The organism is Roseicyclus persicicus (assembly GCF_012395815.1).
In the GTDB taxonomy this organism is placed as follows: Bacteria; Pseudomonadota; Alphaproteobacteria; order Rhodobacterales; family Rhodobacteraceae; genus Roseicyclus; species Roseicyclus persicicus.
The window spans coordinates 18,601-38,201 of record NZ_JAAZQQ010000003.1 but is presented as its reverse complement, the minus strand read 5'-3'; the positions used below and the strand labels follow the sequence as shown (position 1 = coordinate 38,201).

Genomic DNA, 19,601 nt, shown 5'->3' with positions numbered 1-19,601 from the left:
TGACAATCTGTGTATCAACGCAACGGAGGATACCATGACCCGAACGGCGCTTGTCCTGCTCGTCCTCGCCCTTCCGGTCATGGCCCTCGCCAACGGAGGAGGCACCGGAATGCGCGAGCCGCAACCGCCGATCGACGGGCCCGACACCTGCGGGGCCGCCGCCTTCGTCGAGCTGGTCGGACAGCCCGCCGCGGCGCTGGAGGGGCTGTCGTTCGATGGTCCGGTGCGGGTGATCGGCCCCCGGCAGGCGGTCACGATGGATTTCCTGCCGCAGCGGATCAACTTCCTGGTGGACGACGCCGGGGTGATCACCCGCATCCGCTGCGGGTGACTTGCGCCCCGGCGCGATTCCCCCTATATGGCCGTCAACAGCGGCGCCCCCGGGTCCACACCGGATGGCACCACCGGACAAGATCGACGGGCCGCTCGGCCCGTTTTTTCGTTTCTGGAGACCCCGTGTCCGACCTGATCGCCAAGACCGCCATCGACCGGCGCATGGCCGAGATCCTGACCCCCGTGATCGAGGGGATGGGCTTCGAGGTCGTGCGCATCCGGCTGATGGGCGGCAAGACCAAGACGCTGCAGATCATGGCCGAGCGCCCCGAGGGCGGCATCGAGGTGGACGAGTGCGCCGAGATCTCCACGGCTGTGTCGGCCGTGCTCGACGTCGAGGACCCGCTCGACGAGGCCTATACGCTGGAGGTGTCCAGCCCCGGCATCGACCGGCCCCTGACCCGGCTCAAGGATTTCGAGACCTGGGAAGGCTACGAGGCCAAGGTCGAGACGACCGAGATGATCGACGGCCGCCGCCGCTTCAAGGGCGTGCTGGCGGGCGTCGAGGGCGACGAGGTGCTCCTGAACCTGGAAGAAGGCGCCGAGACCGTGACGGTCGGGCTGCACTTCGACCTGCTGTCGGACGCCAAGCTCGTCCTGACCGATGACCTGATCCGCGAGATGCTGCGCGCGCGCAAGGCGGCCGGCATCATCGACGAGACCCAATTTGACGAGATCGAGGAAGACACCTCGCAGGCGGAGGACTGAACGAACATGGCCATCACGTCAGCCAACCAGCTGGAACTGTTGCAGACCGCCGAGGCGGTGGCCCGCGAGAAGATGATCGACCCCTCGCTGGTGGTCGAGGCGATGGAGGAATCCCTCGCCCGCGCCGCGAAGTCGCGCTACGGCGCCGACCTCGACATCCGGGTCAAGATCGACCGCAAGACCGGCCGCGCCACCTTCACCCGCGTGCGCACCGTGGTCGCCGACGAGGAGCTGGAGAACGAGAAGGCCCAGCTGACCGTCGTGCAGGCCCGCCCCTACCTCGATGACCCCAAGGTGGGCGACGTCATCGTCGACGAGATCCCGCCGGTGGAAATGGGCCGGATCGCGGCGCAGTCGGCCAAGCAGGTGATCCTGCAGAAGGTCCGCGAGGCCGAGCGCGACCGCCAGTACGAGGAATTCAAGGACCGCGTCGGCACCATCATCAACGGCGTCGTCAAGCGCGAGGAATACGGCAACGTCATCGTCGACGTCGGCCGGGGCGAGGGCGTGCTGCGCCGCAACGAGAAGATCGGCCGCGAGGCCTACCGCAACGGCGACCGCATCCGCTGCTATGTCAAGGACGTGCGCCGCGAGACCCGCGGCCCGCAGATCTTCCTCAGCCGCACCGCGCCCGAGTTCATGCGCGAGCTGTTCAAGATGGAAGTGCCCGAGATCTACGACGGCATCATCGAGATCAAGGCCGTCGCCCGCGACCCGGGCAGCCGCGCCAAGATCGCGGTCATCTCCTACGACAACTCGATCGACCCCGTCGGCGCCTGCGTCGGCATGCGCGGCAGCCGCGTGCAGGCCGTGGTGAACGAGCTCCAGGGCGAGAAGATCGACATCATCCCGTGGAACGAGGATCCCGCGACCTTCCTGGTGAACGCGCTGCAGCCCGCCGAGGTGACCAAGGTCGTCATCGACGAGGACGCCGGCCGCATCGAGGTGGTGGTGCCCGACGAGCAGCTGTCGCTGGCCATCGGCCGCCGCGGCCAGAACGTGCGGCTGGCCAGCCAGCTGACGGGGCTCGACATCGACATCCTCACCGAGGAGGAGGAATCCAAGCGCCGCCAGGCCGAGTTCGAGGAACGCACCAAGCTGTTCATGGACACCCTCGACCTGGACGAGTTCTTCGCCCAGCTGCTGGTGGCCGAGGGCTTCACCTCCTTGGAGGAGGTCGCCTACGTCGACATGGACGAGCTTCTGGTGATCGACGGCGTCGACGAGGGCACCGCCGAGGAGCTGCAGGCCCGCGCCCGCGACTATCTCGAGGAGCAGAACCGGCTGGCGCTGGAAAAGGCCCGCGGTCTCGGCGTCGAGGACAGCCTGATCGAGTTCGAGGGCCTGACGCCCCAGATGCTGGTGGCGCTGGGCGAGGACGGCATCAAGACGCTGGAGGACTTCGCCACCTGCGCCGACTGGGAACTGGCCGGCGGCTGGACCTCGGTCAACGGCGAGCGCGTGAAGGACAACGGCCTGCTGGAGCCCTTCGACGTCAGCCTCGAGGAAGCGCAGAACATGATCATGACCGCCCGCGTCACGCTGGGCTGGATCACGATCGAGGAACTCGAAGCCCGTGCCGCCGCCGAGGCGGAGGCCGGCGAAGACGAAGACGAGGAGGCGGAGGGCTGAGGCCCTCTGCCCGGAGGCCCGCGCATGAGCCGGGGCGGACAGGACAAGGACCGGGCCGATGGCCCCGAGCGGCGCTGCATCGTCACGGGTGAGGTGCAGCCCAAGTATGGGCTGATCCGCTTCGTGGTCGGCCCCGACGGGCAGATCGCGCCGGACCTGGCGGAGAAGCTGCCGGGGCGCGGGATCTGGGTGTCGGCGGACCGCGCCGCGCTGGAACAGGCGGTGAAGAAGAACCTCTTCGCCCGCGCCGCCCGGCAGCCCGTCACGGTGCCGCCCGACCTCGTCGACCTGATCGAGGCGGGGCTCGCGCGGCGGTTGACGGACCTCATCGCGCTCAGCCGAAAGGCGGGCGAGGCTGTGGCCGGATTCGAGAAGGTGAAGGACTGGCTGGCGACCCGCCAGGTCAAGGTTCTGCTCCAGGCCTCGGACGGCTCGGAGCGTGGGAAATCGAAGCTGTGGACCCCCACCGGGGCCCGCTATTTCAGCGTCCTGACAGCCCGGGAATTGGGTTTGGCATTCGGACGCCAAAGTGTGATACATGGCGCGCTTGCCGCTGGCGGTCTGGCCCCTCGTGTTGTAGAGGGTGCCGCGAAACTGCAGGGCCTGCGCAAGGCAGACGGCGGAGCGACCGCCGGGAAAGACGAACGGAACGCATGAGCGATACGGACGGTAAGAAACCCCTTGGCCTCTCTGGTGGCGCGCGGTCCGGCCGCGTGAACCAGAGCTTCTCGCGCGGGCGCACCAAGAGCGTCGTCGTGGAGACCAAGCGCAAGCGCGTCGTCGTGCCGAAACCCGGCACGCAGACCGCGGCTGCGCAGAACGCCGAGGGTGGAAAGCGGGACAAGTCCGTTCCCGACGCCGAGCTCGAACGCCGCCTGAAGGCGCTCCAGAACGCCCGCGCCCGCGAGGCCGAGGAGGAGGAGCGCCGCAAGCAGGAGGAGCGCGAGCGCGAGGAAGAACGCGCCCGCCGCCGCGCCGAGGCCGAGGCCAAGGAACGCGAGGAGCGCGAGCGCGAGGAAATGCTCCGCGCCAAGGAAGAGGAAGACGCCCGCCGCAAGGCCGAGGAGGAGGCGCGCCGCAACGCGCCCAAGGAGGCCCCCGCGGCCGCCGTCGCCCCCGAGGCGCCCTCTGCCCCCCGTGGCGGCGCCAAGCCCGCCCCCGCCGCGCCGCCCCGGCGCCGCGAGGACGACGACGACCGCGGCGGCCGCGGCAAGGGTGGCGACCGCGGCGGCGAGCGTCGCTCGGGCAAGCTGACCCTGAACGAGGCCCTCACCGGGGGCGAAGGCGGCCGTCAGCGCAGCCTCGCCGCGATGAAGCGCAAGCAGGAGCGCCAGCGCCAGAAGGCCATGGGCGGCGCCCATGACCGCGAAAAGGTCGTGCGCGACGTGCAGCTGCCCGAGACCATCATGGTCTCCGAGCTCGCCAACCGCATGGCCGAGCGCGCGGCCGACGTCGTCAAGGCGCTCATGCAGATGGGCATGATGGTCACGCAGAACCAGTCGATCGACGCGGACACCGCCGAGCTGATCATCGAGGAATTCGGCCACCGCGTGCAGCGCGTCTCGGACGCCGACGTCGAGGACGTGATCGTCAGCGCCGAGGACAAGGCCGAGGACCAGCGGCCGCGTCCGCCGGTCATCACGATCATGGGCCACGTCGACCACGGCAAGACCTCGCTGCTCGACAAGATCCGGCAGGCCAACGTGGTCGCGGGCGAGGCTGGCGGCATCACCCAGCACATCGGCGCCTACCAGGTGACCACCGAGAGCGGCGCGGTGCTGACCTTCCTCGACACGCCCGGCCACGCGGCCTTCACCTCGATGCGCGCCCGCGGCGCGCAGGTGACGGACATCGTGGTGCTGGTGGTGGCGGCCGACGACGCGGTGATGCCGCAGACCGTCGAGGCCATCAACCACGCCAAGGCGGCCAAGGTGCCGATGATCGTGGCGATCAACAAGGTCGACAAGCCCGCGGCCAACCCCGACAAGGTGCGCACCGACCTGCTGCAGCACGAGGTCGTGGTCGAGAAGATGTCGGGCGACGTGCAGGACGTCGAGGTCTCCGCCATGACCGGCAAGGGCCTGCCCGAACTGCTGGAAGCCATCGCGCTGCAGGCCGAGATCCTGGAACTGCAGGCCAACCCCGACCGCCCCGCCGAGGGCGCGGTGATCGAGGCGCAGCTCGACGTGGGCCGCGGCCCGGTCGCCACCGTCCTCGTGCAGAAGGGCACGCTGAAGCAGGGCGACATCTTCGTCGTCGGCGAGCAGTGGGGCAAGGTCCGCGCGATGGAGAACGACAAGGGCGAGCGCGTGAAGGAAGCGGGCCCGTCCGTGCCGGTCGAGGTGCTGGGCCTGAACGGCACGCCCGAGGCGGGTGACGTGCTGAACGTCGTCGAGACCGAGGCCCAGGCCCGCGAGATCGCGGAATACCGGGCGCAGGCCGCGAAGGACAAGCGCGCGGCGGCGGGTGCCGCCACCACGCTCGACCAGCTGCTGGCCAAGGCCAAGGCCGACAAGAACGTCGCCGAACTGCCCATCGTGGTGAAGGCCGACGTGCAGGGTTCGGCCGAGGCGATCGTGCAGGCGATGGAGAAGATCGGCAACGAGGAGGTGCGCGTGCGCGTCCTCCACTACGGCGTCGGCGCCATCACCGAGAGCGACATCGGCCTTGCCGAAGCCTCGGGCGCCCCCGTCATCGGCTTCAACGTCCGCGCCAACGCGCCGGCTCGCAACGCCGCCAACCAGAAGGGCGTCGAGATCCGCTACTACAGCGTGATCTACGACCTCGTCGACGACGTGAAGGCCGCGGCCTCGGGCCTGCTGGGCGCCGAGATCCGCGAGAACTTCATCGGCTACGCGCAGATCAAGGAAGTGTTCCGGGTGTCGGGCGTCGGCAACGTCGCAGGCTGCCTCGTCACCGAGGGCGTGGCGCGCCGGTCGGCCGGCGTGCGCCTGCTGCGCGACGACGTGGTTGTGCACGAGGGCACGCTCAAGACGCTCAAGCGCTTCAAGGACGAGGTCAAGGAAGTGCAGTCGGGCCAGGAATGCGGCATGGCCTTCGAGAACTACGACGACATCCGCAAGGGCGACGTCATCGAGATCTTCGAGCGCGAGGAGGTCGAGCGCTCGCTCGCCTGATCCCGCCGACCGCGACGGACGGACATGGGGCGCCCTCGGGCGCCCCTTTTCCTGTCCGGGGGCCCCGCGGGGTCATCGGCCGCCCGTCGCCGGGGTCCGCCCGGCGGCCCGGTCGAGCGACAGCGGCTCCTCCTCGGGCAGCCCCTCGCGCGACAGCAGCACCGCGACGGGCCGCAGCCCCGGCACGTGGCTGCACACGATCATGACCGCCACCATGATCGGCACCGACAGGAACATCCCCGCGATGCCCCAGACCGCGCCCCAGAAGGCCAGCGACACGATGATCCCGAAGGTGGACAGACGCAGCGTCTTGCCCATCAGCCAGGGGTCGATGACGTTGCCGTTCACGAACTGGATCGCGAAGAGCGCGAAGAAGTACCCGATGGTGGCCGCCGGCTCGCCCAGCTGCACGTAGGTCACCAGCGTCGCCAGCACCGTCGCCACGATGGACCCGACATTGGGGATGTAGTTCAGCACGAAGGTCAGCACCCCGATGGCGACGGCGAGGTCCAGGCCGAACAGCACGCTGACCCCGTAGGCCATCAGGCCGGTCACGGCGCTGACCACGGTCTTGACCAGCAGGTAGTAGTTCACCCGGTGCATGATGGTGCCGATGATGCGCTGCGCCCGGGCCGCGCGCTCGGCGTCGCCGCCCATCAGGCTGGTCAGCTTGACGTCGAACCACAGCCGTTCGGCGAACAGGAAGCCCACGAACAGGATCACCAGCACGGTGCCCTGCATCAGCCCGCCCGCCTGGCCCGCCACCGTGCGCAGGTAGCCCGAGACGTTGACGCTGCCCATCGCGTTCTGGATCGCGGTTTCCACCTCGGGGCCCATCCAGGCGAAGAGGTCGGCCACCGCCCCCGGCGCGCGTTCGGTGTAGGTGAGCGTCGTCGACAGTACGGTGTTGATCTGGCTCAGCACCAGCGAGGACAGCATGAACAGGCCGGTCGAGATCAGCACCACCGCGGCGATGCTCGCCAGCCAGTTCGGCACCCTGAGCGGCCCGATCCGCATCCGCGAGATGTAGTTGATCGCGTCGCTGGTCAGGCTGAAGACGATGATCGCCACGGCGAGCGAGGTCAGCAGGAACCGCGCCTCGACCAGCAGGAACAGGATCACGGCGCCCGCGATCACGATCAGCGCGCCGGTCTGCAGCCGGTCGCGCGGGCGTGGCTCGGCCTGGGGCAAGCGGGGCTCCACGGGGGGTGTCACGGGGCGGGTCGGTCGGTCATCCCCGCCACTGTGCGGCCTGTCGGGCCCAATCTCAAGCCCGTCCCGCAGGTTGCCGGGCCGGGCTTGCGGCGCTAGGTCTGACCCGACCGCAGACCGACCGGAGTGAAGGCCCATGCTGACCGTGATTTCCCCCGCCAAGCGCCTCGACTGGGCGCCCCGTGACGTGGAGATGACGGCGCCGCGGTTCCAGTCCGACGCGGACGCGCTGGCGAAGGTGGCCCGCCGCCTGAGCGCTGATGAGCTGGCCGGGCTGATGGACCTGTCCCCGGCGCTCGCGCAGCTGAACGTGGACCGGTTCCGGCGCTTCGCCGCCGAGCGGGACGATGTCCGCCCCGCCGCGCTGGCCTTTGCCGGCGACACCTACCAGGGGCTGGAGGCCGCGACGCTCGACGCCGAGGACCTGCGCTTTGCGCAGGAACGGCTGCGCATCCTGTCGGGGCTCTACGGGCTGTTGCGCCCGCTCGACGGCATCCAGCAATACCGGCTCGAGATGGGCAGCCGCCTGGCCACGAAGAAGGGCCCGACGCTCTATGCCTGGTGGGGCAAGCGGCTGGCCCGCGCCCTGAACGAGGAGGCCGCGGCGCTGGGGGCGACCACGCTGATCAACTGCGCCTCGGTCGAGTATTTCTCGGCGGTGGACGAGGCGGCGCTGAAGCTTGACGTCATCACGCCGCAGTTCCTGGAGGACAAGCCGGGCGGGCCCAAGATCGTCAGCTTCCACGCCAAGCGGGCCCGCGGCGCGATGGCGCGCTTCATCGTGGAGCGGCGGCTGACCGACCCCGCCGGCATCCTCGACTTCGACGCGGGCGGCTATGCCCACGCGCCGGACCTCAGCGCCCCGGGGCGTCCGGCCTTCCTGCGCCGGGCCGAGGCGGCCGAGGCGGCGGCCTGAGCGTCAGCCCGCCCCGCGACGGGGCAGCCGGGGGGCCTCCGCGACGCCCTTGATCGGCGGGCCGCGGTCGACGCCGCGTCATCCGTCTGATGCAGATGGAGAATTTTTTCTTGATCGTCGCAACCGACGGGGCGACCATTTCGGGATTATCGCCACGAGACCCGGAGCGCCGATCCCATGGCCAATGTGACAACCACGAAGATCCTTCTTTTCTCGAATTCTACGATCAACGCCGATCAACTGACCTTCACGAACACAGTCAATCTGCTGCAGAACAACACCGCGGTCGATGCGGACAACAGCGGCACCGCCACCGCCGGCGACTATCTCACCAGCACCTTCGTCTTGTATTCGCAGTACACCGTGAACATCAACGGCGAGGACTTCGCGATCTTCGTCAGCGCGTCCACCGGTGAATTGCGGATCCCCCATGACGGGCAGCTGGACAACGTGGTCTTCACCAGCCCGCTGGACGTGACCTTCAACGACAACGCGCAGGTGGTGAACTGCTTTGCCGCGGGCACGCGGATCCGGACGCCCGGGGGCGACAGGGCCGTCGAGACGCTGGCCGCCGGCGATCTGGTGATGACGGCGGACGGGCGCAGCGTTCCGGTCAAGTGGCTCTGGCGACAGACCCTGTCCACGCGCTTCGGCACGGCGGAGCGCCTGCAGCCGGTGCGGGTGCGGGCGGGCGCGCTGGGCGAGGGCCTGCCGCAGCGCGATCTGGTGGTGACGGCCGACCATGCGCTGTCCATCGACGGGCTGCTGGTCGATGCCGGTGCGCTGGTGAACGGGCACAGCATCGACCGGGTGCCCCTGTCGGATCTGGGCGAGCTGTTCGCCGTCTACCACGTCGAGACCGCGGACCATGACCTGATCCTCGCCGAGGGCGTCCCCGCCGAGACCTTCATCGACTATGCCGGGCGGCAGGTCTTCGACAACCACGCGGACTACATGGCGGTCCATGGCGAGGCCGCGCGCCTGCCCGAGATGCCGGCACCGCGGATTTCCGCCGCCCGGATGCTGCCGGCGGCGCTGAAGGCGCGGCTGGGGATCGCGCGGGCGGCCTAGCCCGGCGGGCCGAGGAAGACCGAGCTCAGGATCATCGCGAAAAGCACGAAGGTCAGGAAGAACAGCGTGCTGCGGTCGGTCTTGTCCTCGGGCGCGCGCAGCCAGCGGCCGGCCTGTTTCAGCATCTGTCCCGGCCCGTGCAGCGCCGCGCCCGTCTCGTCCTGCGCGCGGCGGCGCCACAGGAACAGGGTGCGGAACATCAGCCCGGCCCAGGCCAGAAAGACGAGGCCCTGCAGGACAAGCTGGATGGTCTGGCCGGTGCTCATGGGTCGTCCTTTCGTCTCAACCTGAGGATGCACCATACCGCCGAGCCGCCGAAGAAGGCAGTCCCGATGATCGCGATCTCCAGCGACGCGATGCCGCCGATCCCGTTGGTGGCATAGGCCCCGACCAGCAGCGCGAGGCCCGCGAGGCTGATGGCCAGGCGCAGCTTCAGCTCGCCGTGGGAGGGGCCGAACTTGCTCATCGCGGCGTCAGGGTCAGGCCGTCGGTGCCGACGACGACAGGGCCGGTGAAATGCGGCGCCACGGCCTCGTGCCAGTCGGCCGCCGTGATGCCGGGGTCGTCGGCGGGGATCAGGTGCGTCAGGACCAGCCGGCCCACCCCCGCCGCCGCGGCGATGCGGGCGGCGTCCGCGGCCTCGGTGTGGGAGCGCGTGATGTGCGCCTTGAGCCGGGTGCCGTTGCCGGTGCGCGCCACCAGCCGGTCGACGCCGCGCTCCAGCATCGCCTCGTGGACGAGGATGTCCGTGCTGCGGGCGAACCCGGCCAGCGGCGGGAAATACGCGGTGTCCGACGAGAACGTGACCGACCAGCCGGGGCTGTCGAAGCGCAGGGCGAAGCAGTCGGTGACCGGCGGGTGATCGACCCGCAGCGCGGTGACGGTCAGCCCGTCGACGGGCAGGGCGCCCTCGGCGAATTCCCGGATCGTGACGAGGCCGCGCAGGTCGGGGCGGCCCTCGTCCGCGATCCGGGTCTCGATGTCGCAGCGGAGCGAGGAAAGGAACCCGTCCCACACCGCTTGCGTGCCGGCGGGGCCAAAGACCTGCACCGGCGTCGCCAGCCCGCTGGTCCAGGCGGTGTGCAGGAGCGGGCCGAGTTCCAGCACGTGGTCGGAATGGAGATGGGTGACGAAGACGAGGTCGAGCGTCTTCAGGTCCACCCCCGCCTCCACCAGCCCCTTGGACACGCCCAGCCCGCAATCGACCACGCAGCGCCGCCCGCCGATGTCGAGCAGCGAGGCCGTCGGCATCGGCCCGCCGGGGCGGATCGCCGGCCCGCCCTTGGTGCCGAGCAGCACCAGCCTGTCGGGTCTGTCCATGCGCGCCCCTGCCCGGTTCTTCGTCGCGCCAGCCTACTTGCGGCCCGGCGTGCCGTCGAACTTCTTTTCCAGGCTGTCCCAGCAGTCGATGTAATCGTCCTGCAACGGCGCCTCCTTCGCGGCGAAGGCGGTCAGGTGCTGGGGAAAGCGGGTCTCGAACATGAAGGACATGGTGTTGTCGAGCTTGTGCGGCTTCAGCTCCGCGTTCGAGGCGCCCTCGAAGGCCTCGCGGTCCGGCCCGTGGGGCAGCATCATGTTATGCAGAGACATGCCGCCCGGCACGAAGCCCTGCGGCTTGGCGTCGTACTGGCCGTAGATGTTGCCCATCAGCTCGGACATGATGTTCTTGTGGTACCACGGCGGGCGGAAGGTATCCTCGGCCACCATCCAGCGTTCCCGGAACAGGACGAAGTCGATGTTCGCCGTCCCCGGCACGCCCGAGGGCGCGGTCAGCACGGTGAAGATCGACGGGTCGGGGTGGTCGAACAGGACCGCGCCGACCGGGCAATAGGTGGTCAGGTCGTACTTGTAGGGCGCGTAGTTGCCGTGCCACGCGACCACGTCCAGCGGCGATTGCGGGATCTCGGTGAGGTGGAACTGGCCGCACCACTTGATGGTGAGGGTCGAGGGCACCTCGCGGTCCTCGAAGGCCGCGACCGGCGCCTTGAAGTCGCGCGGGTTGGCGAGGCAGTTGGCGCCGATGGGCCCGCGGCCGGGCAGCTCGAACTTCTGCCCGTAGTTCTCGCAGACGAAGCCGCGGCAGGGGCCGTCGATCACCTCGACCCGGTAGACCAGGCCGCGGGGAAGGATCGCGATCTCCTGCGGTTTCAGGTCGATGATGCCGAGCTCGGTGCAGAACCTGAGCCGCCCCTCCTGCGGGACGACCAGCAGCTCGCTGTCGGCGGAATAGAAATACTCGTCCACCATCGAGGCAGTGACGAGGTAGATGTGGGCCGCCATGCCGACCTGCGTGTTCACGTCGCCCGCCGTGGTCATGGTGCGCATGCCGGTGAGCCACGTCAGCTTGTCGCCGGTATGCGGCACCGGGTTCCAGCGGTATTGCCCGAGGCTGATCACGTCGGGGTCCACGTTGGGCGCGGACCGCCAGTAGGGCAGGTCGATCTTCGTGTAGCGCGCGGAATGCTTGACCGAGGGGCGGATGCGGTAGCTCCAGGTCCGTTCCGGCGGGGTGGCGGTGAAGGCGGTGCCTGACAGCTGCTCGCCATAGAGGCCGTAGTTGCATTTCTGCGGGCTGTTCATCCCCTGCGGCAGCGCCCCCGGCAGCGCCTCGGTCTCGAAGTCGTTGGCAAAGCCCGGCATGTAGCCCTCGTGCGGGCCCGGCAGCGACGGGGCCTGGATCATCGGGCGGGGGGTGCTCTGTTCGGTCATGGCGCGGCCTCCGGCGGGTCAGGCCGGACACATGCCACAGGACCGTTGAAATTGCAACGACTGACGCCCCGGGCATGAAAAAGGCCCGCCGGGTCGGGCGGGCCTGGATCCTTGGGCCGGGTTCCTCAGATGCCGAGGAAAGGCTGCGCGATGCGGGGCAGGAGGCCCTGGAACTTGAGCCGCCCGTCGGTGGCGACGAGGCAGATGCAATCCTCGCCCGGCTCGGCGATGGGGGTATGGTCCACCTGCTGGTCGGCCACCTCGATGTCGCCGCGGGCGAAGACGCCGTCCTCGTCGCGGAAGGCGCCCTGCAGCACCAGCGTCATTTCCATGCCGCGGTGGCTGTGCTTGGGCATCGCCTGGCCGGCCGGGATGTAGAGCAGGCGCGCGGTCGCCTCGCCGTCCGAGCACAGGACCGACTGCTTGGCCCCGAGGCCCACGCCCTTCCAGCGCACGGCATCGGCGTCGCCGCCGACCACCTTGCGCAGCGGCGACGGGAACACCCCGCGCGACGGCTCGGGCCGGGGTTCGGGCGCCATGCCCTTGATCTTGGCCAGCGTGCGGTCGAGGCTGTCCTCGTCGATCTGGGCCTGGTCGAGATCGGACAGGACGGCCCCGCCCAGCGCCTCGTAGCTGGCGAGGCGGGCGCGGGCGTCGTCGCTGAGCGAGACGTGGGTCGCAACCACGAGATCGAACGCCTGGGGCAGGACGCCGGCGGCGTAGCCCATCAAGAGATCGTCCGGGATATGATGGCGAATGGCGGGCATTCGGCCTCCTTAATTCATTGCGTGGCGCAACCTTTCCAGCGCCAACCTAATGCGGGACTTGATCGTGCCAAGGGGCAATCCGGTTTCCGCAGCGATTTCGCTGTGGGTCAGATCGCCGAAATAGGCGCGTTCGATCAATTCCCGCTGTTTTGCGGGGAGCTTGCGGATCGCCTCCGCGAGCTTGGTCGATTCCTGCTGGAGCGCGATGACGTCGGCCTGGTCCGGTGCATCCTCGGGGCCCCAGGGCAGGTCCTCGGGTTCGGGCCGGGCGTAGCGGCGCAGCAGGTCGATCTTGCGGTTCCGGGCGATGGTGAAGATCCACGTCGCGACCGAGGCCCGCGACGGGTCGTAGAGATGCGCCTTGTGCCAGAGCGTGGCCATCACGTCCTGCATGCACTCCTCCGCGAGGCTCACGTCGGCCCCCGACTTGATCAGGAACGCCTTCACCTTCGGCGCGAAGTGGCGAAACACCTCGGCGAAGGCCTTCTGATCCTGGTTCTGCGCAATGGCGGCGATGGTGGCCACCCAATGCGCTTCGGTCTTTTCCATTGCCGTCACGGTCTGCGCACGCCTTTCTGGCCGACGCACCTTATGCAGGGCTTCGGCGGGCCCCGGCAAGGCGTCGGCTGGCTGGTCAGCGTGGTCGTTCGACAGCAGCATACCCGGGTTACGAGATTCTCCCTAGACCGGATCAAATTTATTTTCTTTGATCTGCCGCAGCTTGAGGCCCGTAACCCTCAGGACGCGCATTTCGACGACCTTGAGGGGACAAAACCGCATGCCATTCGAACAGCCGGCCGCCGCGCCGAAACGTATTGCCGTGATCGGCGCAGGGATCTCGGGGATGGCGGCTGCCTACCACCTGTCCGACCAGCATTCGGTGACGCTGTTCGAGGCCGAGCCGCGGCTGGGTGGCCACGCCCGCACCATCGTGGCCGGCAAGCATGGCGACCAGCCGGTGGACACGGGCTTCATCGTGTTCAACCACGCCAACTACCCGCACCTGACCCGCCTCTTCGCCGAGCTGGACGTGCCGGTGGCGAAGTCCGACATGAGCTTTGCCGCCTCGATCGGCGGCGGCGCGATCGAATACGGGCTGCGCAACCTCGGCGCGCTGTTCGCGCAGAAGCGCAACATCGCCAACCCGGGCTTCCTGCGCATGATCCGCGACCTCCTGCGCTTCAACGCCGAGGCGGAACGGGTGGCGACCGATTCGACCATCACGCTGGGCGAGCTGATGGACCAGATGGGCATGGGCCGCTGGTTCCGCGACTACTACATGACCCCGATCTCGGGCGCGATCTGGTCGACGCCCAAGGAGGAGATCATGGATTTCCCCGCGCAGGCGCTGGTGCGGTTCTTCCGCAACCATCACCTGCTGCAGTCGACCGGCCAGCACCAGTGGTACACGGTCAAGGGCGGGTCCATCGAATACGTCACGCGGCTGGAGCGGGCGATGATGCTGAAGGGCGTCGAGATCCGGCTCGCGTCCCCCATCGAGACGGTCAAGCGGTCCGCGCTGGGCGTCGAGGTGCGGCGGCAGGGCCACTGGGAGGTGTTCGACGAGGTCGTCTTCGCCACCCATTCCGACGACACGCTGCGGATGCTGGCCGACCCGACCCCGCAGGAAAGCGCCGCGCTGGGCGCCGTGCGCTACCAGCCCAACACCGCCGTGCTGCACGCCGACGCCCGCGCGATGCCCCGGCGCCGCGCGACCTGGTCGTCGTGGAACTACACCGAGCGCCGCGGCCACGAGGGCGGGCCCATCGACCTGACCTACTGGATGAACTGCCTGCAGCCGATCCCGGAAAGCGACCCGCTGTTCGTCACGCTGAACAGCCGCGCGCCCATCGATGACAAGCTGATCTACGACGTGGCCGAGTTCCGCCACCCGGTCTACGACCTCGCCGCGCTGGCGGCGCAGGGGGCGGTGCGGGCGATGAACGGGCAGAACAACACCTGGTTCTGCGGCGCCTGGATGAAGAACGGCTTCCACGAGGACGGCTATGGCAGCGCCATGGACGTGGTCGAGGCGATGGCCGCGCGCGACGGGGCGGCGCTGGCGGCATGAGCCGGGTCGATCATATCGCCGGGTCCACCTTCCACGGGCGGCGGGGCGCGGTGGAGAATGCCTTCACCTACTCCATCGACTACGTGATGCTGGACGCCGAGGAGGCCCGCCCGCGGGCCCCCTGGCTGTTCGGCCGCAACCGCGCGGGTCTGACGGCGCTGCACGACATCGACCACGGCGGCGCGCCGAAGCAGGGCCGCGGGGCGGCTTGGGCGCGCGAGGTGCTGGCGGCGCATGGGCTGTCGGACGTGACCGACGGGCGGCTGATGCTGCTCGCGCAGCCGCGGATGCTGGGGCACGTGTTCAACCCGGTGTCCTTCTGGCTGGCCCATGACCGGCAGGCGCGGCTGCGCGCGGTGATCGCCGAGGTGACGAACACCTTCGGCGACCGGCATTCCTACCTCTGCGCGCACCACGACCAGCGGCCGATCACGCGCGAGGACACGCTTCGCGCGCAGAAGATCTTTCACGTGTCGCCGTTCCAGCCGATCGAGGGCGGCTACACCTTCCGCTTCGACATCCGCGACGACCGGGTGGGGGTCTGGATCGACTATTCCACCGGGAACGAGGGCGTGCTGGCCACGCTGACCGGCAGGCGCGCGCCGCTGACCAGCTGGGGCATCCTGCGCTCGGCCGTCCGCCGCCCCCTCGGCGCGCGGCGGGTGCTGGCCCTGATCCACTGGCAGGCGCTGAAGCTGTGGTGGAAGGGCGCGCCCTACCGCGTGCGGCCGACCCCGCCGGAGCAAGAAGTCTCCTGACCATGTCCCATGCCCCGTCGCGACCCGGCTACGCGGTCTTTGCCGCGATGCTGGCGGCCGCCGGGCTGCCCATCTACATCCACGCGCCCAAGGTCTACGTCGACGACTACGGCGTCGGGCTGACGGCGCTGGCCGGCGTGCTGTTCGCGCTGCGCCTGTTCGACGTGGTGCAGGACCCCGCGCTGGGCTGGCTGGCGCAGCGGCTCAGGGCGCACCGGGCGCTGGCGGTTCTGGGGGGTGTCGGGGTGCTGGCGGTGTCGATGCTGGGGCTGTTCGCCGTGGCGCCCCCCATCGCGCCGGTCTGGTGGTTCGCGCTGACGATGACGGGCCTGTTCTCGGCCTTCTCCTTCCTGACGATCTGCATGTACGCGCAGGGGGTCGCCGCCGCCCCGCGCCTCGGGCCGCAGGGCTACCTGCGCCTTGCCGCCTGGCGCGAGACCGGCGCGCTGCTGGGGGTCTGCGCCGCCGCCGTCGCGCCCGCGCTCCTCGACGCCACCGGCGATCCCTACGGCAACTTCGCGCTGGGCTTCGCGGGGCTGTGCGCCGTCGCGCTCTGGCTCATGCGGCGGGACTGGACCGGGGGCGGCGCGGCGCCCGGCGCCTCGGGCTTCGGCGCGGTGCTGGGCGACGCCATCGCGCGGCGACTGCTGCTGGTCGCGCTGATGAACGCGGCGCCCGTGGCGGTGTCCTCCACCCTGTTCCTGTTCTACGTCGAAAGCGTGCTGCAGGCCCCGGGGTGGGAGGGGCCGCTCCTTCTGTTGTTCTTCCTAGCCGCCGCCGGGGCCGCGCCGGTCTGGGCGCGGCTGGCCGCCCGCTTCGGCGCCCGCGCGATGCTGCTGTCGGCCATGGCGCTTGCCATCGCCTCCTTCTCGGTCGTGCTCACGCTCGGCGCCGGCGACACCACGCTCTTCGCCCTCGTCTGCCTCGCCTCGGGGGCCGCGCTGGGGGCCGATTTCGCCCTCCTGCCCGCGCTCTTCGCCCGTCGCATGGAACAGGTCGCGCCCGAGGCGGCGGCGGCCTTCGGGCTCTGGGCCTTCGTGTCGAAACTGACGCTGGCCTTCGCCGCCGTCGTCCTGTTGCCCGCGCTGGATGCGGCGGGCTTCGTGTCGGGCGGCGACAGCCCGCCGGGCGCGCTCGACCTTCTGACCTATCTCTACGCGCTGGTGCCCTGCGTCCTGAAGCTGGGCGCGATGGCGGTGCTGGCGACGACGCCGCTGCCCGAGGGCGGGCGTCATGCCACGATCTGAAAGGAGACCCTGATGCGGGACTGGAGCGGAAAACGCTATTGGCTGGTGGGCGCGTCCGAGGGCCTGGGCCGCGCGCTGGCGCTCAAGATGAGCCGGGCGGGGGTGGAGCTGGTCCTGTCGGCGCGGTCGATGGAGCGGCTCGAGGCGCTGGCCGCCGAATTGCCGGGGCGGGCGACCTGCGTGGCGATGGACATCGCCGACCGCGACAGCGTGGCGCGCGCGTGGTCCGAGGTGGGCGAGATCGACGGCATGGTGTTCCTCGCCGGCGTCTACTGGCCCGTGCCGGCGACGAACTGGGACGCCGAGGCGGTCGAGACCATGTTCGACGTGAACCTGACCGGCGCAGCCCGCGTGCTGGGCCATGTCGTGCCCGCCTTCGTGGCAAGGAACGCAGGCCACATCGTGCTGACCGGCAGCCTGTCGGGGTTCCGCGGGCTGCCGGGCGCCATCGGCTATGCCGCGTCCAAGGCGGGGCTCTATTCGCTGGCGGAATCGCTCGACGGCGACCTCAAGGACACGCGCGTCGACGTGCAGCTGGTGAACCCCGGCTTCATCAAGACGCGGCTGACCGACAAGAACGACTTCTCCATGCCCTTCATCATGGAGCCGGAGCCGGCCGCAGACATCTTCTTCCAGCACATGTGCGGCAGCCGCTTCGCGCGCAGCTTCCCGACCCTGTTCAGCCTCGCCTTCCGGGGCAGCGCCTTCCTGCCCCACGGGCTCTACCGGCGCCTGTTCTTCTGACCGCCACCGTTTGCGCCAGATCAACGACCGGCGCGGCGCGACCGTATGCTATGATCGGGCAGGACAGACGCGAGGACAGGAGGGACGCGCCATGGAGATCTCGGTGCGCAAGGTGGCGCAGGTGATCCTGATGGGCCACGAGATGAACCGGGCCGAAGGCGAGCTTCGGGCCTTCATCGCGGGCATGAACGACGACGAGCAGGCCGAGCTGGTCGCGCTCTACTGGATCGGGCGCGGCAGCTTCGACCCCGAGGACTGGGACGAGGCCGTCGACACCGCCCGCGCCGAGGCGACGACGCCGACCGCCGACTACCTGCTGGGCAGCCCCCATTTCGCCGACCACCTCGAGGCCGGGGCCGAGGCGATGGAGCTCGACATCTCGGACGAGGAGGACGACCTCCTCTGACGTCGCGCCCGTCATCCAGCCGTCACTTGCAGGCGGCTGGGCGATAAGGGACACTGCGCCATGGACCCGCGCAGCCTTTCCCCCTTTCCCGCCTGGGCCGACGTCGCGTCGGACCTCGTCGCCACCGCCGCCGGCCGCGCGCCGGCCGATCTCGTGCTTACGGGCGCCCGCGTGGTGCTGGTGCAGACCCGCGAGGTGATGGAGGGCTGGCAGGTCGCCGTGCGGCATGGCCGCTTCGCCTATGTCGGCCCGGACGCGGCGCATTGCATCGGGCCCCAGACGCGGGTCGAGGACCTTGGCGGCCGCTACCTGGTGCCAGGCCTCTGCGACGGGCACATGCATATCGAAAGCGGGATGCTGACGCCCGCCGAATTCGCCCGCGCCGTGATCCCGCACGGCACGACCAGCATGTTCACCGACCCCCACGAGATCGCAAATGTCTTCGGCCTGCGCGGCGTGCGGCTGATGCATGACGAGGCGCTGATGCAGCCGGTCAACATCTGGACCCAGATGCCGAGCTGCGCGCCCTCGGCCCCGGGGCTGGAGACCACGGGCTACGAGATCGGCCCCGAGGACGTGGCCGAGGCGATGCGCTGGCCCGGGATCATCGGGCTGGGCGAGATGATGAATTTCCCCGGCGTGGTGAACGGCAGCCAGCAGATGCTGGCCGAGATCGCGGAAACGCAGAAGGCCGGCAAGACGGTCGGCGGGCATTACGCCTCGCCCGACCTTGGGCCGTCTTTCCACGCCTATGTCGCGGGCGGGCCGGCCGACGACCACGAGGGCACCTGCGAGGCCGACGCGGTGGCCCGGATGCGGCAGGGGATGCGGTCGATGATCCGGCTGGGCAGCGCCTGGTACGACATCGAGGCGCAGATCACGGCCATCACGGAACGCGGGCTGGACCCGCGCAACATGATCCTGTGCACGGATGACTGCCATTCCGGCACGCTGGTCCACGAGGGCCACATGAACCGCGCCGTGCGCCACGCCATCGCCTGCGGCTGCGACCCGCTGGTGGCGTTGCAGATGGCGACGATCAACACCGCCAGCCACTTCGGGCTGGAGCGCGAGATCGGCCAGATCGCGCCGGGCCGCAGGGCCGACATGATCGTGACCTCGGACCTCGCGGCGCTGCCGGTCGAGGCGGTCTACGCGCGCGGCCGCAAGGTGGCCGAGGGCGGCACCTGCCTTGTCGACTGCCCGCATCTCGACTGGCCCGCCGACACGCGCAACTCGGTCCATCTCGGCCGCGCGCTGACCGCCGCCGATTTCGAGATCGCGGCGCCCAGGGGCGCGGCCGAGGCCACCGTCCGCGTCATCGGCGTGGTCGAGAACCAGGCCCCGACCGAGGCGCTGACCGCGATGTTGCCCGTCGTGGACGGGCTGATCGAGGGGCAGGGCGGCGTGTGCCAGATCGCGCTGGTGGAACGGCACCGGGGCACGGGCGAGGTGGTGAACGGCTTCGTCTCGGGCTTCGGCTACGACGTGCCGATGGCGATGGCCTCGACCGTCGCGCATGACAGCCACCACATGATCGTTGTCGGCACCGACCGCGCGCTGATGGCGGCGGCGGCCAACCGGCTGGCCGAGGTGGGCGGCGGCGTGACGGTGTGGAAGGACGGCGCCGAGATCGCGCTGGTGGAGCTGCCGATCGCCGGCCTGATGTCCGACAGCCCGGCGGCCGAGGTCGCGGCCAAGGCGCAGGCCATGGTCGAGGCGATGGCCGCCTGTGGCTGCACCCTCAACAACGCCTACATGCAGCATTCGCTGCTGGCGCTGGTTGTCATCCCCAGCCTGCGCATCTCGGACCTGGGGCTGGTGGACGTCACCCGGTTCCAGCTGACCGACCTGATCCTCGACCCCGCGGACTGACCTGAGAACAAGAAC

Annotated in this window: 20 protein-coding genes; 13 read left to right on the top strand and 7 right to left on the bottom strand. The window is 69.7% G+C overall.

Going from position 1 to position 19,601, the window contains the following annotated elements; translation table 11 throughout:
- The first annotated feature begins 34 nt into the window (after window positions 1-34).
- The 5 genes from HCU73_RS10010 (at window position 35) to infB (ending at window position 5,810) form a co-directional block, all read left to right on the top strand.
- A complete protein-coding gene (locus HCU73_RS10010; RefSeq protein ID WP_239025531.1) occupies window positions 35-331 on the top strand; it encodes an I78 family peptidase inhibitor in 297 nt (98 codons plus the stop codon).
- A gap of 125 nt (window positions 332-456) precedes the next feature.
- Window positions 457-1,041 carry a ribosome maturation factor RimP gene (gene rimP, locus HCU73_RS10005; RefSeq protein ID WP_168623322.1) on the top strand — a complete coding sequence of 195 codons (585 nt, stop codon included), beginning with the start codon at window positions 457-459 and terminating at the stop codon, window positions 1,039-1,041.
- Between the two features lie 6 nt (window positions 1,042-1,047).
- A complete protein-coding gene (gene nusA, locus HCU73_RS10000) occupies window positions 1,048-2,673 on the top strand; it encodes a transcription termination factor NusA (RefSeq protein ID WP_168623321.1) in 1,626 nt (541 codons plus the stop codon).
- Window positions 2,674-2,697: 24 nt separating this feature from the next.
- A complete protein-coding gene (locus HCU73_RS09995) occupies window positions 2,698-3,330 on the top strand; it encodes an RNA-binding protein (protein ID WP_168623320.1) in 633 nt (210 codons plus the stop codon).
- On the top strand, window positions 3,327-5,810 hold the full coding sequence (infB, locus tag HCU73_RS09990) for a translation initiation factor IF-2 (protein WP_168623319.1): 2,484 nt from the start codon (window positions 3,327-3,329) through the stop codon (window positions 5,808-5,810). Before HCU73_RS09995 ends, infB begins: the two co-directional genes overlap by 4 nt.
- Window positions 5,811-5,882: 72 nt before the next feature.
- Here infB and HCU73_RS09985 read toward each other — a convergent pair whose 3' ends face one another.
- On the bottom strand, window positions 5,883-7,001 hold the full coding sequence (locus HCU73_RS09985) for an AI-2E family transporter (protein ID WP_239025530.1): 1,119 nt from the start codon (window positions 6,999-7,001) through the stop codon (window positions 5,883-5,885).
- Window positions 7,002-7,158: 157 nt separating this feature from the next.
- On the opposite strand from HCU73_RS09985, the gene yaaA reads away from it, so the two are divergent.
- Window positions 7,159-7,938 carry a peroxide stress protein YaaA gene (gene yaaA / locus HCU73_RS09980; protein WP_168623317.1) on the top strand — a complete coding sequence of 260 codons (780 nt, stop codon included), beginning with the start codon at window positions 7,159-7,161 and terminating at the stop codon, window positions 7,936-7,938.
- A gap of 177 nt (window positions 7,939-8,115) precedes the next feature.
- Window positions 8,116-9,009: a Hint domain-containing protein gene (locus HCU73_RS09975; protein ID WP_168623316.1), complete on the top strand. Its 894-nt coding sequence runs from the start codon at window positions 8,116-8,118 to the stop codon at window positions 9,007-9,009.
- Here the strand turns inward: HCU73_RS09975 and HCU73_RS09970 are convergent.
- From HCU73_RS09970 to HCU73_RS09945, 6 genes are all read right to left on the bottom strand, one after another.
- Window positions 9,006-9,275 (bottom strand): hypothetical protein, encoded by a 270-nt coding sequence (locus HCU73_RS09970; protein WP_168623315.1) that lies wholly within the window; start codon window positions 9,273-9,275, stop codon window positions 9,006-9,008. The genes HCU73_RS09975 and HCU73_RS09970 overlap by 4 nt on opposite strands.
- On the bottom strand, window positions 9,272-9,475 hold the full coding sequence (locus HCU73_RS09965; RefSeq protein WP_168623314.1) for a hypothetical protein: 204 nt from the start codon (window positions 9,473-9,475) through the stop codon (window positions 9,272-9,274). The genes HCU73_RS09970 and HCU73_RS09965 overlap by 4 nt, the downstream gene beginning before the upstream one ends.
- Window positions 9,472-10,329 carry an MBL fold metallo-hydrolase gene (locus tag HCU73_RS09960; protein ID WP_168623313.1) on the bottom strand — a complete coding sequence of 286 codons (858 nt, stop codon included), beginning with the start codon at window positions 10,327-10,329 and terminating at the stop codon, window positions 9,472-9,474. Before HCU73_RS09960 ends, HCU73_RS09965 begins: the two co-directional genes overlap by 4 nt.
- A gap of 33 nt (window positions 10,330-10,362) precedes the next feature.
- Window positions 10,363-11,718 (bottom strand): homogentisate 1,2-dioxygenase, encoded by a 1,356-nt coding sequence (gene hmgA / locus HCU73_RS09955; protein WP_168623312.1) that lies wholly within the window; start codon window positions 11,716-11,718, stop codon window positions 10,363-10,365.
- Window positions 11,719-11,843: 125 nt separating this feature from the next.
- Complete coding sequence (locus HCU73_RS09950; RefSeq protein ID WP_168623311.1) at window positions 11,844-12,485, bottom strand: ChrR family anti-sigma-E factor; 642 nt, start codon at window positions 12,483-12,485, stop codon at window positions 11,844-11,846.
- Window positions 12,486-12,494: 9 nt separating this feature from the next.
- Complete coding sequence (locus HCU73_RS09945) at window positions 12,495-13,034, bottom strand: sigma-70 family RNA polymerase sigma factor (RefSeq protein WP_168623707.1); 540 nt, start codon at window positions 13,032-13,034, stop codon at window positions 12,495-12,497.
- A 229-nt stretch (window positions 13,035-13,263) separates the two neighbouring features.
- Here HCU73_RS09945 and HCU73_RS09940 point away from each other — a divergent pair, with 229 nt between their 5' ends.
- The 6 genes from HCU73_RS09940 (at window position 13,264) to HCU73_RS09915 (ending at window position 19,586) form a co-directional block, all read left to right on the top strand.
- The gene (locus tag HCU73_RS09940; protein WP_168623310.1) at window positions 13,264-14,556 is read left to right on the top strand and encodes an NAD(P)/FAD-dependent oxidoreductase; all 1,293 of its coding nucleotides are present in this window, start codon (window positions 13,264-13,266) and stop codon (window positions 14,554-14,556) included.
- On the top strand, window positions 14,553-15,314 hold the full coding sequence (locus tag HCU73_RS09935; RefSeq protein WP_168623309.1) for a DUF1365 domain-containing protein: 762 nt from the start codon (window positions 14,553-14,555) through the stop codon (window positions 15,312-15,314). The genes HCU73_RS09940 and HCU73_RS09935 overlap by 4 nt, the downstream gene beginning before the upstream one ends.
- A 2-nt stretch (window positions 15,315-15,316) precedes the next feature.
- Complete coding sequence (locus tag HCU73_RS09930; RefSeq protein ID WP_168623308.1) at window positions 15,317-16,561, top strand: MFS transporter; 1,245 nt, start codon at window positions 15,317-15,319, stop codon at window positions 16,559-16,561.
- A 12-nt stretch (window positions 16,562-16,573) separates the two neighbouring features.
- Window positions 16,574-17,305 (top strand): SDR family NAD(P)-dependent oxidoreductase, encoded by a 732-nt coding sequence (locus HCU73_RS09925; protein WP_168623307.1) that lies wholly within the window; start codon window positions 16,574-16,576, stop codon window positions 17,303-17,305.
- A 91-nt stretch (window positions 17,306-17,396) separates the two neighbouring features.
- Window positions 17,397-17,711, top strand: a complete 315-nt coding sequence (locus HCU73_RS09920) for a DUF3775 domain-containing protein (protein ID WP_168623306.1) — start codon at window positions 17,397-17,399, stop codon at window positions 17,709-17,711.
- A 60-nt stretch (window positions 17,712-17,771) separates the two neighbouring features.
- Window positions 17,772-19,586, top strand: coding sequence for an adenine deaminase (locus HCU73_RS09915; protein ID WP_168623305.1), 1,815 nt, complete (start codon window positions 17,772-17,774; stop codon window positions 19,584-19,586).
- The last annotated feature ends 15 nt before the right edge of the window (window positions 19,587-19,601 follow it).

Excerpts from the sequence above, each read along its gene's own strand:
- HCU73_RS10010 (WP_239025531.1), top strand. The coding sequence starts at position 35 with ATGACCCGAACGGCGCTTGTCCTGCTCGTCCTCGCCCTTCCGGTCATG.
- nusA (WP_168623321.1), top strand. The coding sequence starts at position 1,048 with ATGGCCATCACGTCAGCCAACCAGCTGGAACTGTTGCAGACCGCCGAG.
- HCU73_RS09995 (WP_168623320.1), top strand. The coding sequence starts at position 2,698 with ATGAGCCGGGGCGGACAGGACAAGGACCGGGCCGATGGCCCCGAGCGG.
- infB (WP_168623319.1), top strand. The coding sequence starts at position 3,327 with ATGAGCGATACGGACGGTAAGAAACCCCTTGGCCTCTCTGGTGGCGCG.
- yaaA (WP_168623317.1), top strand. The coding sequence starts at position 7,159 with ATGCTGACCGTGATTTCCCCCGCCAAGCGCCTCGACTGGGCGCCCCGT.
- HCU73_RS09975 (WP_168623316.1), top strand. The coding sequence starts at position 8,116 with ATGGCCAATGTGACAACCACGAAGATCCTTCTTTTCTCGAATTCTACG.
- HCU73_RS09970 (WP_168623315.1), bottom strand. The coding sequence starts at position 9,275 with ATGAGCACCGGCCAGACCATCCAGCTTGTCCTGCAGGGCCTCGTCTTT.
- HCU73_RS09965 (WP_168623314.1), bottom strand. The coding sequence starts at position 9,475 with ATGAGCAAGTTCGGCCCCTCCCACGGCGAGCTGAAGCTGCGCCTGGCC.
- HCU73_RS09960 (WP_168623313.1), bottom strand. The coding sequence starts at position 10,329 with ATGGACAGACCCGACAGGCTGGTGCTGCTCGGCACCAAGGGCGGGCCG.
- hmgA (WP_168623312.1), bottom strand. The coding sequence starts at position 11,718 with ATGACCGAACAGAGCACCCCCCGCCCGATGATCCAGGCCCCGTCGCTG.
- HCU73_RS09950 (WP_168623311.1), bottom strand. The coding sequence starts at position 12,485 with ATGCCCGCCATTCGCCATCATATCCCGGACGATCTCTTGATGGGCTAC.
- HCU73_RS09945 (WP_168623707.1), bottom strand. The coding sequence starts at position 13,034 with ATGGAAAAGACCGAAGCGCATTGGGTGGCCACCATCGCCGCCATTGCG.
- HCU73_RS09940 (WP_168623310.1), top strand. The coding sequence starts at position 13,264 with ATGCCATTCGAACAGCCGGCCGCCGCGCCGAAACGTATTGCCGTGATC.
- HCU73_RS09935 (WP_168623309.1), top strand. The coding sequence starts at position 14,553 with ATGAGCCGGGTCGATCATATCGCCGGGTCCACCTTCCACGGGCGGCGG.
- HCU73_RS09930 (WP_168623308.1), top strand. The coding sequence starts at position 15,317 with ATGTCCCATGCCCCGTCGCGACCCGGCTACGCGGTCTTTGCCGCGATG.
- HCU73_RS09925 (WP_168623307.1), top strand. The coding sequence starts at position 16,574 with ATGCGGGACTGGAGCGGAAAACGCTATTGGCTGGTGGGCGCGTCCGAG.
- HCU73_RS09920 (WP_168623306.1), top strand. The coding sequence starts at position 17,397 with ATGGAGATCTCGGTGCGCAAGGTGGCGCAGGTGATCCTGATGGGCCAC.
- HCU73_RS09915 (WP_168623305.1), top strand. The coding sequence starts at position 17,772 with ATGGACCCGCGCAGCCTTTCCCCCTTTCCCGCCTGGGCCGACGTCGCG.